Annotated in this window: 14 protein-coding genes; 10 read left to right on the top strand and 4 right to left on the bottom strand. The window is 63.8% G+C overall.

Annotated elements, in window-relative coordinates:
- The first annotated feature begins 32 nt into the window (after nt 1–32).
- Nucleotides 33–1,541 carry a peptide MFS transporter gene (locus tag ACPPVV_RS16125; protein WP_426700887.1) on the top strand — a complete coding sequence of 503 codons (1,509 nt, stop codon included), beginning with the start codon at nt 33–35 and terminating at the stop codon, nt 1,539–1,541.
- A gap of 64 nt (nt 1,542–1,605) precedes the next feature.
- Here the strand turns inward: ACPPVV_RS16125 and ACPPVV_RS16120 are convergent, their stop codons facing one another.
- Nucleotides 1,606–2,076 carry a MarR family winged helix-turn-helix transcriptional regulator gene (locus ACPPVV_RS16120; protein WP_426700886.1) on the bottom strand — a complete coding sequence of 157 codons (471 nt, stop codon included), beginning with the start codon at nt 2,074–2,076 and terminating at the stop codon, nt 1,606–1,608.
- 109 nt (nt 2,077–2,185) lie between these two features.
- Between ACPPVV_RS16120 and hppD the strand changes: the two genes are divergently transcribed.
- The 6 genes from hppD (at nt 2,186) to ACPPVV_RS16090 (ending at nt 7,647) form a co-directional block, all read left to right on the top strand.
- On the top strand, nt 2,186–3,280 hold the full coding sequence (hppD, locus tag ACPPVV_RS16115) for a 4-hydroxyphenylpyruvate dioxygenase (RefSeq protein ID WP_426700885.1): 1,095 nt from the start codon (nt 2,186–2,188) through the stop codon (nt 3,278–3,280).
- Between the two features lie 70 nt (nt 3,281–3,350).
- Nucleotides 3,351–3,746, top strand: a complete 396-nt coding sequence (locus ACPPVV_RS16110) for a GIY-YIG nuclease family protein (RefSeq protein WP_426700884.1) — start codon at nt 3,351–3,353, stop codon at nt 3,744–3,746.
- Nucleotides 3,747–3,885: 139 nt separating this feature from the next.
- Nucleotides 3,886–5,190 carry a homogentisate 1,2-dioxygenase gene (gene hmgA, locus ACPPVV_RS16105; RefSeq protein WP_426700883.1) on the top strand — a complete coding sequence of 435 codons (1,305 nt, stop codon included), beginning with the start codon at nt 3,886–3,888 and terminating at the stop codon, nt 5,188–5,190.
- Nucleotides 5,187–5,783, top strand: coding sequence for a lectin (locus ACPPVV_RS16100; protein WP_426700882.1), 597 nt, complete (start codon nt 5,187–5,189; stop codon nt 5,781–5,783). The genes hmgA and ACPPVV_RS16100 overlap by 4 nt, the downstream gene beginning before the upstream one ends.
- An 18-nt stretch (nt 5,784–5,801) precedes the next feature.
- Nucleotides 5,802–6,788: a fumarylacetoacetate hydrolase family protein gene (locus tag ACPPVV_RS16095; protein WP_426700881.1), complete on the top strand. Its 987-nt coding sequence runs from the start codon at nt 5,802–5,804 to the stop codon at nt 6,786–6,788.
- 97 nt (nt 6,789–6,885) lie between these two features.
- On the top strand, nt 6,886–7,647 hold the full coding sequence (locus ACPPVV_RS16090; RefSeq protein WP_426700880.1) for a helix-turn-helix domain-containing protein: 762 nt from the start codon (nt 6,886–6,888) through the stop codon (nt 7,645–7,647).
- 47 nt (nt 7,648–7,694) lie between these two features.
- Here ACPPVV_RS16090 and ACPPVV_RS16085 read toward each other — a convergent pair whose 3' ends face one another.
- Complete coding sequence (locus ACPPVV_RS16085; RefSeq protein WP_426700879.1) at nt 7,695–9,137, bottom strand: serine hydrolase domain-containing protein; 1,443 nt, start codon at nt 9,135–9,137, stop codon at nt 7,695–7,697.
- A gap of 93 nt (nt 9,138–9,230) precedes the next feature.
- Here ACPPVV_RS16085 and ACPPVV_RS16080 point away from each other — a divergent pair, with 93 nt between their 5' ends.
- Both ACPPVV_RS16080 and tpx read left to right on the top strand, forming a co-directional pair.
- A complete protein-coding gene (locus tag ACPPVV_RS16080; RefSeq protein ID WP_426700878.1) occupies nt 9,231–10,478 on the top strand; it encodes an NnrS family protein in 1,248 nt (415 codons plus the stop codon).
- 90 nt (nt 10,479–10,568) lie between these two features.
- The gene (tpx, locus tag ACPPVV_RS16075; RefSeq protein WP_426700877.1) at nt 10,569–11,069 is read left to right on the top strand and encodes a thiol peroxidase; all 501 of its coding nucleotides are present in this window, start codon (nt 10,569–10,571) and stop codon (nt 11,067–11,069) included.
- A gap of 62 nt (nt 11,070–11,131) precedes the next feature.
- Here the strand turns inward: tpx and ACPPVV_RS16070 are convergent, their stop codons facing one another.
- Nucleotides 11,132–11,539: a group III truncated hemoglobin gene (locus tag ACPPVV_RS16070; RefSeq protein WP_426700876.1), complete on the bottom strand. Its 408-nt coding sequence runs from the start codon at nt 11,537–11,539 to the stop codon at nt 11,132–11,134.
- Between the two features lie 221 nt (nt 11,540–11,760).
- Nucleotides 11,761–12,762, bottom strand: coding sequence for a type I glyceraldehyde-3-phosphate dehydrogenase (gene gap / locus ACPPVV_RS16065; RefSeq protein ID WP_426700875.1), 1,002 nt, complete (start codon nt 12,760–12,762; stop codon nt 11,761–11,763).
- A gap of 142 nt (nt 12,763–12,904) precedes the next feature.
- On the opposite strand from gap, the gene ACPPVV_RS16060 reads away from it, so the two are divergent.
- Nucleotides 12,905–13,723: a S1/P1 nuclease gene (locus ACPPVV_RS16060; RefSeq protein WP_426700874.1), complete on the top strand. Its 819-nt coding sequence runs from the start codon at nt 12,905–12,907 to the stop codon at nt 13,721–13,723.
- Nucleotides 13,724–13,776: the final 53 nt, after the last annotated feature.

The following is a 13,776-nucleotide window of genomic DNA, read 5'->3' as shown; positions in this document are numbered from 1 at the left end:
GGTGCCGACCCGATCACTCGCCGGGGATATCCATGAGCCAAACCAACGACACGACGCCAGGCGTCGCGCCCGACTTTCCACAACTGCTCGGTCATCCACGCCCGCTGTGGATGCTGTTCATGACCGAGTTCTGGGAGCGCTTCGCGTTCTACGGCATGCGCTGGGCACTGACGCTGTACATCGTGGCGGAGTTTTTCGGCGGCGATCCGTCAGGCCAGGCCTATGCCAGCCGCACCTATGGCGCCTACCTGGCCCTGGTGTACGCGGCCGCCGTGTTTGGCGGTTACGTGGCGGACAAGGTGCTTGGCTACCAGCGTTCGATCCTGGTGGGTGCGGTGGTGATGGCGGCCGGCCTGTTCATGATCATGCTGCCTAACCAGCAGATTTTCCTGCTTGGCCTGTCCACGGTGATCGTCGGCAACGGCCTGTTCAAGCCGAACATTTCCTCGATGGTGGGGCGGCTTTACGGTAGCGGCGATCCACGCCGCGATCGCGGCTTCACGCTGTTCTACATGGGCATCAACGGCGGCGCCCTGGTGGCACCGCTGGTGACCGGATGGCTGGCCAGCCATTTCACCGATACGCCGATGCAGCAGAATTACAAGCTGGTATTCCTGGCCTCGGGGATCGGCATGCTGATCAGCCTGGTGTGGTTCTGGATCGGCCGGCGCCAGCTCAAGGGCGTCGGCCGTCCCACACCGGAGCAGGCCAGCCGCCTGCGCGTGGTTTACGTGTTGATCGGCTGCGTGCTGGCGGCACCACTGGTGTACCTGTTGATGGCCAGGGCCGGCGCGATCTTCCTGCAGTGGCTGCTCAGCGCGATGTTCATCGGACTGTCGCTGATGCTGCTGGTCGAGGGCATCCGCGAGGGCAAGGTGCAGCGTGATCGGGTCATCGCGATGCTGCTGATCTTCGCCTTCAACGTGCTGTTCTGGATGTTCTACGAGCAGGCTGGCAGCTCGTTCAACTTCCTGGCGCAGAACATCGTCGATCGCAGGATGTTCGACGGCTGGGAATTTCCGGTCGGCTGGTTCCAGTCGGTCGCGCCGCTGGCCATCGTGCTGCTGGCGCCAGCGGTGTCGATGATCTGGGCGTGGCTGGACAACCGCAACGCGGAGCCGTCGATTCCGCGCAAGTTCGGGCTCGGCCTGCTGTTCAACGCGCTGGCCTTCGTGGTGCTGATGTATGCGCTGTCGCGACTGGTCGACGACAGCGGCCACATTCCGTTCTGGCCGCTGGTGCTGGTCTACGTGATGCAGGTGATCGGCGAGCTCTGCCTGTCGCCGATCGGGCTGTCGATGACGACCAAACTCGCGCCGGGCCGGATGGTTGGCTTCGCCATGGGCGGCTGGTTTCTGTCCACTGGCATCGGCAACAACCTGTCGGGCATCTTTGCCGGGCACGTCAGCGGCGAGACCGGCATGACCGTGGCTTCGGCACTCGGCGGTTTCACCTTCAGCTTCTGGTTGCTGGTGATTCCCGGTGCGCTGCTGTTCCTGGTCGCGCCATGGATCAGCAAGCTGACGCACGGCGTACGCTGAACGGGGCAGGCGGATCTGTCCATGACAAAGGGCGGCCATCGGCCGCCCTTTCCGGTTGCGGTGCTCAGCGCGTGGCCGGTTGCAACTTGTCCAGGATGCGCTCCAGCCAGATGCGCTCCTCGGCATCGAGTTTGGCCAGGACCTCCCGCTCACGCGCGCGCGCCATCGGCGCCACCTCGTCGTGCATGGCCCAGCCCGCGTCGGTGAGATCCAGCACCGAACGGCGCTTGTCGTTGTCGTGGATCGCCCGGCTGACCCGGCCTGCCTCCACCAGCCGCGCCAGTGCGCGGCTTACCGCCACCTTGTCCATCGCGGTGCGTTCGGCCACCTCACGCGCTGACAACCCTTCGAAGCGGGCCAGTACGGCCATCACCCGCCACTCGGTTACCGAGATGTCGTAGCGGAGCTGGTAGTCGTCGGCGATCGCCTGGCTGATCGTGTTGGAAAGGATCGACAGCCGATACGGCAGGAAATGCTCCAGCTGCAGCGGTGCATGCTCGGCGGTGGCGGAAACGGGTTTGCGTTTGGCAGACATTGCGGCGGTAGCCCTTGCAATTGGTTTCATATGAAACTATAACGCAAGACTCATTCGGGGGTGGCACGCTTGCGTGTGCCCATCGTGCACTGACAAAGAGGAGAGCGCCATGAACGCCCAACCGAACCTAGGCATGCAGGTCACCACGTTCGAGAACCCGATGGGTATCGATGGTTTCGAATTCGTCGAATTTGCCGCCCCGGCCGGTCGCGCCGATGAACTGCACGACCAGTTCAAGCGCATGGGCTTCACCGCCGTGCTGAAGCACAAGACGCGCGCGATCACCGTGTACCGCCAGAACGGCGTGAACTTCCTGGTCAACGAGGATCCGGACTCGTTCGCCGCGGATTTCGCCAAGGCGCATGGGCCCAGCGCCTGCGGCTTCGCCATCCGCTTCAGGAAGCCCGACGTACAGGTGCAGCAGACCGCGCTGGAGAACGGCGGCGAAGCGATCGACCACAAGGAAGCCAGCAAGGCGGTGAACGCCGCGGTGATCAAGGGCATCGGCGATTGCATGCTGTACCTGGTCGACCGCTACGGTGACCTCGGCAGCATCTACGACGGCGACTACGAGGCGATCGAAGGCGCCGATCAAGACCCGAAAGGCTTCGGTCTCACCTTCATCGACCACCTCACCCACAACCTGTACTTCGGCAACATGGCGAAGTGGTCGGATTACTACGAGAAGCTGTTCAACTTCCGCGAGATCCGCTACTTCGACATCAAGGGCGCCAAGACCGGCCTGGTTTCGAAGGCGATGACCGCGCCGGACGGCATCGTACGCATTCCGCTGAACGAGTCGAACGACCCCAAGAGCCAGATCAACGAATACCTCGATGCGTATCACGGCGAAGGCATCCAGCACATCGCCTGCTTCACCGACGACATCTACACCACGGTGGAGAAAATGCGCGAGGCCGGCGTGGAATTCCTCGATACGCCGGATGCGTATTTCGAAGTGATCGACGTGCGCGTGCCGAACCATGGCGAAGATGTGCCACGACTGGCGAAGAACAAGATCCTGATCGATGCCGACCTGGAGACCAAGCAGCGCAAACTGCTGCAGATCTTCACCCAGAACTGCATCGGCCCGATCTTCTTCGAGATCATCCAGCGCAAGGGCAATGAAGGTTTCGGCGAGGGCAATTTCCAGGCGCTGTTCGAGAGTATCGAGCGGGACCAGATGAAGCGTGGTTTCCTGTAAGACGCAGTTCTGCGCGGCCCTTCGACTTCGCTGCTGCGCAGCTACGCTCAGGGTGAACGGTTTTGGGTCGATGGGATATCTCTTCACCGTTCTCCCTGAGCGTAGGCCCGCAGGGGCCGAAGTCGAAGGGCACTCGACCGAGTACACAGGCAAGGACGCCGACGAAATGGAATTCACCCTGTACATCCTCGAATGTGCCGATGGCAGCTTCTACATCGGTCACACCGACGATCTGGATCGACGGATGTCGCAGCACGATCAGGGCAAGGGTTGCATCTACACTTCAACCCGTCGTCCGCTGAAGTTGATCCACGGGGAGGGCTTCGAAACGCGTCACGAGGCGCTAACCATGGAGCGCAAGCTGAAAGGCTGGAGCAGGGCAAAGAAACGGGCGTACATGGCGGGCGACTGGAAGGCGGTCGGCGACTTGGCCAAGGGCAGGTACCGGCATCAACGTCTGCCGTGAGGCGCTTCGACGCCGCTTGCTGCGCAAGCTACGCTCAGCGCGAACGGTACGGTAAACCCCGATCCTCCTGAGCCCTCGACAAGCTCAGCACAGGCGAAGTCGAAGGCAAGCATCGAACATGATATTCGGAGTATTCGCAGTGAACGCTTCATCACAATATCAATCCGGCTTCGGCAACGAGTTCGCCAGCGAGGCGATCGAGGGCACCTTGCCGCAGGGCCAGAACTCGCCGCAGCGCGTGGCGCACGGGCTGTATGCGGAGCAGTTGTCCGGCACCGCCTTCACCGCGCCGCGCCATGCGAACCGGCGCAGTTGGTTGTACCGGATCCGTCCGGCGGCGGTGCACGAGCCGTTCCAGTCGTTGGCGCACGCCACGTTCCACAACCGCTTCGACGAGGCCCCGGCCACACCGAACCAGCTGCGCTGGAACCCGTGGCCGCTGGCTGACAAGCCAACCGATTTCGTCGACGGTCTGGTCACCCTGGCTGGCAATGGCGGCCCGGCCGAGCAGGCCGGCGTGGGCATCCACGTCTATACGGCCAATCGTTCGATGCAGGGACGCTTCTTCTACGACGCCGATGGCGAGTTGCTGATCGTGCCGCAGCAGGGCCGCCTGCATCTCGCCACCGAGTTGGGTTTGATCGATGTCGAGCCGCAGGAGATCGCGGTGATCCCGCGCGGCGTGCGTTTTCGCGTCGAATTGCCTGACGAGACCGCTCGTGGTTACGTCTGCGAGAACTTCGGCGCGCTGCTGCGTCTGCCGGATCTCGGTCCGATCGGTTCGAACTGCCTGGCCAACGCACGCGATTTCCTCACTCCACAGGCTGCGTACGAGGATGTCGACGGCGCGTTCGAGCTGGTCGCGAAATTCCAGGGCGCACTGTGGTCGGCGAAGATCGATCACTCGCCGCTGGACGTGGTCGCCTGGCACGGCAACTACGCGCCTTACAAATACGACCTGCGCCGGTTCAATACGATCGGCTCGATCAGCTACGACCATCCGGATCCGTCGATCTTCACCGTGCTGACTTCGCCCAGCGACACGCCCGGTACGGCGAACGTGGATCTGGCGATCTTTCCGCCGCGTTGGCTGGTCGCACAGCACACGTTCCGCCCACCGTGGTTCCACCGCAACGTGGCCAGCGAGTTCATGGGGTTGATCACCGGCGTGTATGACGCCAAGGCCGAAGGCTTCCTGCCCGGCGGCGCGTCGCTGCACAACTGCATGAGTGGGCACGGGCCGGACGCAGCCACGTTCGAGCGGGCATCCAACGCCGAGCTGTCGAAACCCGACGAAATCGGCGGCACCATGGCCTTCATGTTCGAGACACGCAAGGTGATCCGCCCGACCCGGCAGGCGCTGGATTCGCCACAGTTGCAGGACAACTATCACGAGTGCTGGAAGGGTATCGGCAAGCATTTCGACGCGGGGCGCGAGGCATGAACGGCCGGTTGCCGGGTTTGATATGCGCATTGCTGCTGATGGGCGGTTGCGGCAATTCGGACCCGTCGGCTTCGGCGCCTCCGATGCCTGCACCGTCTGCGTCGCCGGCGATCAAGCCGGTTGCTCCTCCGCCCCCGGCAGACCCCTCCACCCTGGCACGCTACGACGGTTACGGCGACATGCGTTTCGGCATGGACGAGGCGGCTTTCGACAAGGCCTGGGGTGGCGAGCTGAAGGGTGCGCCGGAGCAGGATTCCAGTTGCTTCTACAAGACCCCGAAGTGGGTGAAGCTGTCGGCGGATTTCGCCTTCATGTTCGAGGGCGGACGTTTCGTGCGCTACGACGTCGGTACCGCGAAGGAATCCGCGCCGGGCGGCGGCAAGGTGGGGATGAGCGAAGCGCAGGTCCGCGCGTTGTACGGCGAGCGCGTGGAAACGCAGCCGCACAAGTATGTCGCCGGCGCAAAATACCTGCGCGTCGCCGCGCCCGAGGGCAGCGACGTGCTGGTGTTCGAAACCGACGCGCGGGGCAAGGTAACGCGGTGGCACGCCGGCATGCCGCCGCAAGTTGATTACGTGGAAGGTTGTGGTTGATTACCCTCGGAGTATCCAATGAAACTCGCAAGTCTCAAGGAAGGCGGCCGCGACGGCACGCTGATCGTCGTCAGTCGCGACCTCGGCCGTGCGGTGAAGGCGACCGATATCGCGCCGACGCTGCAGGCGGCGCTGGACGACTGGTCGAACGCGGCGCCGCGGCTTAACGCGCTATCGGATGAATTGAACGCAGGCGAAGCTGCCGGCGTCTTTGCGCTGGACATCGCCGCGCTGGCCTCGCCGCTGCCGCGTGCCTACGAATTCGTCGACGGTTCGGCCTACCTGCCGCACGTCGAACGCGTGCGCCGCGCCCGTGGCGCCGAGGTGCCACAGTCGTTCTATACCGACCCGCTGATGTACCAGGCGACCAGCGCCGGTTTTCTCGGCCCGCGCGATCCGGTGGTGGTGCCCAGCGAGGACTACGGCATCGACATGGAGGCCGAGGTGATCGTGATCACCGATGACGTGCCGATGGCCGTGACGCCGACGCAGGCATCGGAACATATCCAGCTGGTCGGTCTGGTCAATGACGTCAGCCTGCGCAGCCTGATCCCGGGCGAGCTGGCCAAGGGTTTTGGCTTCCTGCAGAGCAAGCCGCGCTCGGCGCTGTCGCCGGTGCTGGTGACGCCCGATGAGCTGGGCGACGCCTGGCAGGGCGACAAGCTGCACCTGCCGATGCGCACCTGGTTGAACGGGGCGTGGTTCGGCGAGGCCGAGTGCGGCGTCGACATGCAATTCAGCTTCGCCGAACTGGTCGCCCATGTGGCCAGGACACGGCCGCTGACTGCCGGCACCATCGTCGGTTCCGGCACCATTGCGAACGAGGACACCGGCAAGGGAGCTTCCTGTCTGGCGGAGCAGCGCACGGTGGAAACCCTGCGTGATGGCCAGCCGTCCACGCCATTCATGACATTCGGCGACCGCCTGAAGATCGACATCACCGATGCTTCCGGTGCCTCGATCTTCGGTTCGATCGAGCAGCAGATCGCGCCGTACAAGCATTGACGCATGCGCATGACGGGATCCATGCGGGGTTCCGTCATGCGCGGGCTGTGACATCTCGCGCTTTGACCCGGGTGTCCTGAAACGGCACCATCGGATCATGCGATCCAGCACCCCGCCATGGCGATCTGACGAGCCGTCCCATCCGATCGCCGACGATGGCGACGCCTCGCGCTTCTGCGGTACCTGCGCATTTTCCAGCGCGTGCATCGCAGCCGGTTATGACAAGCCGGAGCTGGCCGAACTGCAGTGTCTGGTCGAACACGTCGGACCGTTTCGCGCGGGCGAGCATGTCTTCCGCACCGGCGATGCATTCCGCGCGATCTATGCCGTGCGCGGAGGCACCGTGAAAACCCGTACGATCGACAAGGAAGGCCGCGAGCAGGTGCTTGGCTTCTACCTGCCTGGCGAGGTGATCGGTTTGAACGCGATCTACCCTGAGCACTTTCCTTGCGATGCCGTCGCGCTGGACACCACGTTCTTCTGCCGTTTCTCGTTTCCCGCGATGAGTGCGCTGGCATCACGCATCCCGGCGGTACAGCAGCATCTGTTCCGCATGCTGAGCAAGGAACTCGGCGCGGCCTCGACGCTGGCCGGCGACCATGGCGCCGACGAACGCGTCGCCGCGTTTCTGATGGATCTTGCCGGGCGTTACGCCGCACGCGGCTTCTCCGCCACCCGTTTTCACCTCGGCATGTCCCGTGGCGACATCGCCAACTACCTGCGCCTGGCCGCCGAAACGGTCAGCCGCGTGCTTGGGCGCTTCCGTGCGCAGAACCTGATCCGGATCGAGGGGCGCGAACTGGAGCTGCTGGATCCGGCGGGGTTGCGGAAGGTCGGTCAGGCACTGCTACGGGACTGAAGCGGCAACGAGGGTGGTGAACGACAGCCGTCGTCATGGATCGCGGATCACTCCTCGATACGCATTTCCCGTCGGACTGCCTCTGCGCCATCGGCATGGAAATCAAGACCGATGACGCGGCCTTCGTGCCCCTTGACGACATGGTAGTAATCCGTGCCGTCGCCCACGTAATAGAGGTCATCGCTGGCGGCGGTCATCAGCGGACGTGCCGGGCCCTGGTCGCGACGCACGAAGAGTTTGCCGTGATCGACCGATAGAACATGCTTCGAGCCGCCCTGAATGCGATAAGCCCCGGCCAGTGCCTGCAATCTGGTTGGTGTGAGTTCGACATCCTGAAAGCGGCGATACGGTTTTCCCATGGCGAGCGCCGCCAACTGGCGCGTAATCGAACGAGGATTGGGGATGCCGGCATCGGTGTTGGCCAGCGTGACGACCGCGATGCGGCGGCGGGGCAGATACACGTAGTGGGCGGTGAATCCTTCGATCCCCCCATTGTGTTCGATGGAGGGCTCGCCCCGGACATCGCCCAGCATCACGCCATACCCATACGGCGCGGTTCGGCCATCGGCCAGCGGGGCTGGCACGGCCATGGCCTGAAACAGGCTGGGTTGGGAAGTGCCTGGATCGGCGAGGCCACGAATCAGGCGCAGCAGATCGTCCACGGTCGAGCAAAGTGCCCCGGCCGCCGCCGGTCCGGCGATGCTCGCGAAGCCGGGCCGGGCCAGTCGTCCTGCATCGTCGGTGCTGTAGCCCTCCACGAAACCGGGGATGACCACATGATCCGGGTGGTAGCCGGTATCGGTCATGTGCAGGGGCGTGAACAGGAGATCGTGCTCGGCCTGGTCCCAGGATTTTCCCGAGACTTTCTCGATGACGGCGCCCAGCAGGATGTAGCCGGAATTGCTGTAGCGCCACTGCGAACCCGGCTTGAAATCGAACGGTTGCCCGGCGATGAGCTTCACTGATGCTTTCGTATCAAGCGGTGTCGCCGGATCGCTGTCCCAGGCATCGCTGATGCCGGCGGTGTGGTGCAGGAGTTCGGCGATGGTGACGTCCTTGCCGTTCGGAAAATCCGGCAGGAACATGGACAGGGAGTCATCGAGGGACAACCGTCCCTGCCTGGCCAGCGTCAGGATCGTTGCGGCGGTCATGGTCTTGGTCAACGAGCCGATGCGATAGACATTGCCAGGCCGGGAGTGCACTCCCAACTCGACGCTGGCCAATCCCCTGGCTGATCGATAGACGACCTTGTCGTCCCTGAAAACGATCACCGATACACCGGGACCCATCGGGTCGACGAGCCGATCGAGGATGCGATCGGCGGAGGTACCGATGTCAGGTGTCGATGCCGCTGCGTTCGCGGCGAGGCACGACCACAGGCAGGTCAGCAGGAGGAATATACGCAGCCTTGGTCGCATGGTCGGAGCCTCATCATGGAGGCGTTCCCCCGGGCTTGCGGAGCATAAAGGGGATGAGCCGGATGTCGCCATCGGACATCGCGATGGCCTCGCCTGATCCAGGTCAAGGCCTCGATCGTGCCCGGATGCCAGCATGTTCCATCAATCGTCTCTGCCGTGCGCATCATGTCTCCTTCTTCATCCCCTTCAGGCAAGCCGGCTACTTTTGCCGAATTGCCGGCGCTGATCGCGTTGGCGCCGCATCGCACGTTGTTTCTTGCCGGCTCCATCGCCGTGCTGCTGAGCATGGCGTGGTGGGCGACGGAGCTGACCTGGATGCGCTTCGGGTGGGGCGGCTGGCCGCAACCATCGATACCGCCGGGCTGGGGCCATGCCATGGTGATCCAGTACGGGCTGTTTCCCCTTTTCATGTTCGGCTTTCTGCTGACCGTGTTTCCGCGCTGGCTACATCGGCCGGCACTGCCAGGTTCGCGCTACGCGCCGGTGGCCGGCTGCGTGTTTGGCGGCTACGTGCTGGCGAACGTGGGCTTGCTGAATTTGCCGCGGCTGCTCGGGCTCGGTTTTGTCCTGATGCTGGTCGGCTATCTGATGGGCATCGGCATGCTGGCGGCGGTGTTGCGGGCGTCGAAGGATCGCGACGATCACGCGCGGTCATGCCTGCTTGCGCTGAGCCTGGGTTCGCTGGGCCTGATCGCATTTCTGGTTTATCTGTGCGGCGGTCCGGCCATGTGCGCGACGCTGGCGATCAAGCTGGGCACGTTCGGTTTGTTGCTACCGATATTCTTCACGGTGACGCATCGCATGCTGCCGTTCTTCAGCGGCAATGCGGTGGCCAGGTATCGCGTGGTGCGCCCGCGCTGGAGTCTGCCGTTGGTGTGGATGTTGTTGCTGATGCATCTGCTGCTGGACTGGCGCGGCGCAATGGGCTGGCTGTGGTTGGCTGATGTTCCGCTGGCATTGGTGTTTGCCTGGCACGCACTGGCGTGGCAACCGTGGAAGGCGATGCGGCCCGGTCTGCTGGCTGTGCTGCACCTGGCGTTTGCGTGGCTGCCGTTTGCTTTCGTGCTGTTTGCGGTGCAGGACCTGGTTCTTGCCTTCGATGGCCATCGGATACTGGGACGTGCGCCGCTGCACGCGCTGGCGATCGGTTACTTCGGTTCCATGCTGGTGGCGATGGTGACGCGGGTGACGCAGGGCCATTCGGGGCGGCCGCTGCAAATGGGCGCCGTGGCATGGCTGTGCTTCGGCCTGTTGCAGCTGGTGGTGCTGGTGCGCATCCGCGCTGAACTGGGCGGCGGCGAAAACGGCTGGCTGATGGCCGCCGCGTATGGTTGGCTGATGGCATTCCTGCCATGGGTGCTGCGTTCGGCGTGGATCTGGCTGACGCCGCGGGTGGATGGCAAGCCGGGCTGAACCTGGACATCGATTCGGCGTGCGGTCTGCGCTTTCTGTTCGGCTCGTGGTCTACTGCATGCCCGATATTTTCCGATGAGGTGCAACAACATGTCCGAGGTTACGTTCAAGGGCCAGCCGATCAGCGTCAATGGCCAGTTTCCCGCGGTAGGCGCCGTGGCGCCGGCGTTCCAGCTGGTCGGTGCCGACCTGTCCGATGTGGCGTTGTCGAGCTATGCCGGCAAGCGCAAGGTGCTGAACATTTTCCCCAGCGTCGATACCGGCGTCTGCGCCACTTCGGTGCGCCGTTTCAATGAGCTGGCTGGCAAGCTCGAGCACACGGTGGTGTTGTGCATCTCTGCCGACCTGCCGTTTGCGCAGGCGCGTTTCTGCGGCGCCGAGGGCCTGGACCAGGTAACCAATCTGTCGCTGATGCGCGGGCGCCAGTTCCTCAACGATTACGGCGTGGCGATCGCCAGCGGTCCGCTGGCCGGGCTTGCTGCCCGTGCGGTGCTGGTGCTGGACGAACACGACAAGGTGCTGCATGCCGAGCTGGTCAGCGAGATCGGGCACGAGCCGAATTACGACGCGGCCCTGAAGGTACTGGCGTAATCCCCCGTTCGCGGCAGCGTACGCCGTGCGCTGCCGCGCGTTCTGCTGACGAGGTCTGGCCGTCAGCGCTCGATGCCGACGATCGGCACGCCGAAAGGCCGCGACTGTGGATGCAGTCCGAGACCGAGCTTGAGGCTGCGGCCGATGCGTTCGGCGTACTCCAGCATCTGCGCGGCATCTGCTTCGTCCAGCTCTTCCATACAGGTTTCGCGCCACAACGCGAGCCAGCGATCGAAGTGTTCGGCGCGGATCGGATGAGGCCGGTGCGCTGCCATGGGGTTGCCGCGATAACTGCTGGCACGCAGTGCGACGGACGCCCAGAACGAGGTCAGCAGACGTTTGTGTTCATCCCAGTCGCGCACGGCTGCGTCGAACACCGGGCCGAGCTGTGGATCGCGCCGCACCTTTTCGTAGAAGCGATCGACCACGGTGGCGATGGCGGATTCGTCGAAGGGAGCCGCAGAATTCATGTCGGGCATCGTAATGGATACGTGATTCAGGTGAGATCACGTCGTCGCGGGACAGTGATTCTGCCTTGGCGGGGGACGCGTGGCCTTGACCTGGATCAGCCGAACGTGTCGCTGGCGACGTTGTCACGAATCGTCGTTGCGGGACGTCACCGTTCTCCAATAAAAAAGCCCGCGTCAGGACGCGGGCTTCTTCGTGCGGCATGGACGGATTCTCTGCGCGTTTACTTCGCCACGACCCGCACCATCTCCAGGCACTTGTTCGAGTAGCCCCACTCGTTGTCGTACCAGCTGACCAGCTTGACGAAGGTGCTATCCAGTGCGATGCCGGCGTCGGCGTCGAACACCGAAGTGCAGGTCTCGCCGCGGAAGTCGGTGGCCACCACCTTGTCTTCGGTGTAGCCGAGCACGCCCTTCAGCGCGCCTTCGCTCTGCGCCTTCATCTCCGCGCAGATCTCCGCGTAGGTGGCGTCCTTCTCAAGTTCCACGGTGAGATCGACCACGGAGACGTCCGACGTCGGCACGCGGAAGCTCATGCCGGTGAGCTTCTTGTTGAGCTCGGGGATCACCACGCCGACGGCCTTGGCCGCGCCGGTGGACGACGGGATGATGTTCTCCAGGATGCCACGGCCGCCGCGCCAGTCCTTGTTGCTCGGGCCGTCGACGGTTTTCTGGGTGGCGGTGGCCGCGTGCACGGTGGTCATCAGGCCGCGCTTGATGCCCCACTTGTCGTGCATGACCTTGGCAATCGGCGCCAGGCAGTTGGTGGTGCAGCTGGCGTTGGAGATGATCGCCTCGCCCTTGTAGGTCTTGTCGTTGACGCCGTAGACGAACATCGGCGTGTCGTCCTTCGACGGCGCGGACAGGATCACCTTCTTCGCGCCGGCATCCAGGTGCTTCTGCGCGGTGACCTTGTCGAGGAACAGGCCGGTGGATTCGATCACCACATCGGCGCCCACGGCGTCCCACTTCAGGTTGGCCGGATCACGTTCCTGGGTCAGGCGGATCGTCTTGCCATTGACCACCAGTTGACCGCCTTCCACCTTCACGTCGGCCTTGAAGCGGCCATGCACGGAGTCGTAGCGCAACATGTAGGCGAGGTAGTCCGGCTCGAGCAGGTCGTTGATCGCCACGATCTCGATGTCGTTGCCGAAGTTCTGCACGGCGGCGCGAAACACGTTGCGACCGATGCGGCCGAAGCCGTTGATGCCGACCTTGATGGTCATGAGCGAGCGTCCTCCTGAAGGCGGTGATGGGTGGGCTACCGCGGGTAGCGGAGCCGTAGTTTCAGCCACGAATTATACAGTGAATGCCGTCCGGGCTCGATTGTCGGCTGTGGCAGACTGGGTTTTTGCGCGAGATCGGCCCATGACCACATCAAGACGTTCCCTCGCCATCGCGTTGACCATGTTCGTGGTTGCGCCCGTGGTCCAGGCATGGGGGCCGCTTGGCCACAGTGTGGTTGCCGCGCTGGCGCAGCGTCACCTGGACCCGACCGCGGAAACCGAGGTCGAACGTTTGCTGGCGCCGGATCACACGCGTTTGCTGGCGGACATCGCCAACTGGCCCGATCAGATTCAGGACGATCCCGCCCAGGCCGCCTTGTGGAAACAGACGCGCAGCCAGCACTACATCAATTTTCGCGGTGGCAGCGATTGCGATTACGTGCCGCCGCGCGATTGCCGTGATGGCCATTGCGTCGTGGCCGCGTTGCAGCATTACGTGGACGTGCTGGGCGACCGCAGCCAGCCGGATGCCGCGCGTCGCGAGGCGCTTAAGTTCGTCGTGCATCTTGTCGGCGACATCCACCAGCCGCTGCACGCCGGCTATCGCGACGACAAGGGCGGCAATACCTACCAGGTGCGGTTCGACGGCAAGGGCAGCAACCTGCACAAGGTGTGGGACTCGAAGATGTTGTACAGCCGGGATCTCGACTGGCAGGGCTATGCGAAAACTCTCGACTCGGGGCCGCCTGTCGTGTTGCCGGCGCCGATCGCGCCGCTGGACAACCCGTACGCGCAATGGGCTGAGGAATCCTGCCGGATCACCGCCGAGGCCGGCTTCTATCCGGCTGGACACAAGATCGACCAGGCTTACGTCGCCGCCGAATTGCCGGTAGCCGAGTTGCGCCTGCGCCAGGCTGGGCGGCGACTGGCCGAGGTGCTCAACCGCGCATTGGCACCGTAGGCATCGATACTGGGCGCCGGCGCACATGACGGCGGCTTGCATACGAATGCAGG

The sequence above is a fragment of the Rhodanobacter sp. Col0626 genome (assembly GCF_049994385.1).
In the GTDB taxonomy this organism is placed as follows: Bacteria; Pseudomonadota; Gammaproteobacteria; order Xanthomonadales; family Rhodanobacteraceae; genus Rhodanobacter.
The sequence above is the reverse complement of the archived record's forward strand: the minus strand, read 5'-3'. Positions and strand labels throughout refer to the sequence as shown.

Excerpts from the sequence above, each read along its gene's own strand:
- ACPPVV_RS16060 (WP_426700874.1), top strand. The coding sequence starts at position 12,905 with ATGACCACATCAAGACGTTCCCTCGCCATCGCGTTGACCATGTTCGTG.
- tpx (WP_426700877.1), top strand. The coding sequence starts at position 10,569 with ATGTCCGAGGTTACGTTCAAGGGCCAGCCGATCAGCGTCAATGGCCAG.
- ACPPVV_RS16070 (WP_426700876.1), bottom strand. The coding sequence starts at position 11,539 with ATGAATTCTGCGGCTCCCTTCGACGAATCCGCCATCGCCACCGTGGTC.
- ACPPVV_RS16085 (WP_426700879.1), bottom strand. The coding sequence starts at position 9,137 with ATGGCGACATCCGGCTCATCCCCTTTATGCTCCGCAAGCCCGGGGGAA.
- ACPPVV_RS16110 (WP_426700884.1), top strand. The coding sequence starts at position 3,351 with ATGGGATATCTCTTCACCGTTCTCCCTGAGCGTAGGCCCGCAGGGGCC.
- hppD (WP_426700885.1), top strand. The coding sequence starts at position 2,186 with ATGAACGCCCAACCGAACCTAGGCATGCAGGTCACCACGTTCGAGAAC.
- ACPPVV_RS16095 (WP_426700881.1), top strand. The coding sequence starts at position 5,802 with ATGAAACTCGCAAGTCTCAAGGAAGGCGGCCGCGACGGCACGCTGATC.
- ACPPVV_RS16120 (WP_426700886.1), bottom strand. The coding sequence starts at position 2,076 with ATGTCTGCCAAACGCAAACCCGTTTCCGCCACCGCCGAGCATGCACCG.
- ACPPVV_RS16090 (WP_426700880.1), top strand. The coding sequence starts at position 6,886 with ATGCGATCCAGCACCCCGCCATGGCGATCTGACGAGCCGTCCCATCCG.
- ACPPVV_RS16080 (WP_426700878.1), top strand. The coding sequence starts at position 9,231 with ATGTCTCCTTCTTCATCCCCTTCAGGCAAGCCGGCTACTTTTGCCGAA.
- ACPPVV_RS16100 (WP_426700882.1), top strand. The coding sequence starts at position 5,187 with ATGAACGGCCGGTTGCCGGGTTTGATATGCGCATTGCTGCTGATGGGC.
- gap (WP_426700875.1), bottom strand. The coding sequence starts at position 12,762 with ATGACCATCAAGGTCGGCATCAACGGCTTCGGCCGCATCGGTCGCAAC.
- ACPPVV_RS16125 (WP_426700887.1), top strand. The coding sequence starts at position 33 with ATGAGCCAAACCAACGACACGACGCCAGGCGTCGCGCCCGACTTTCCA.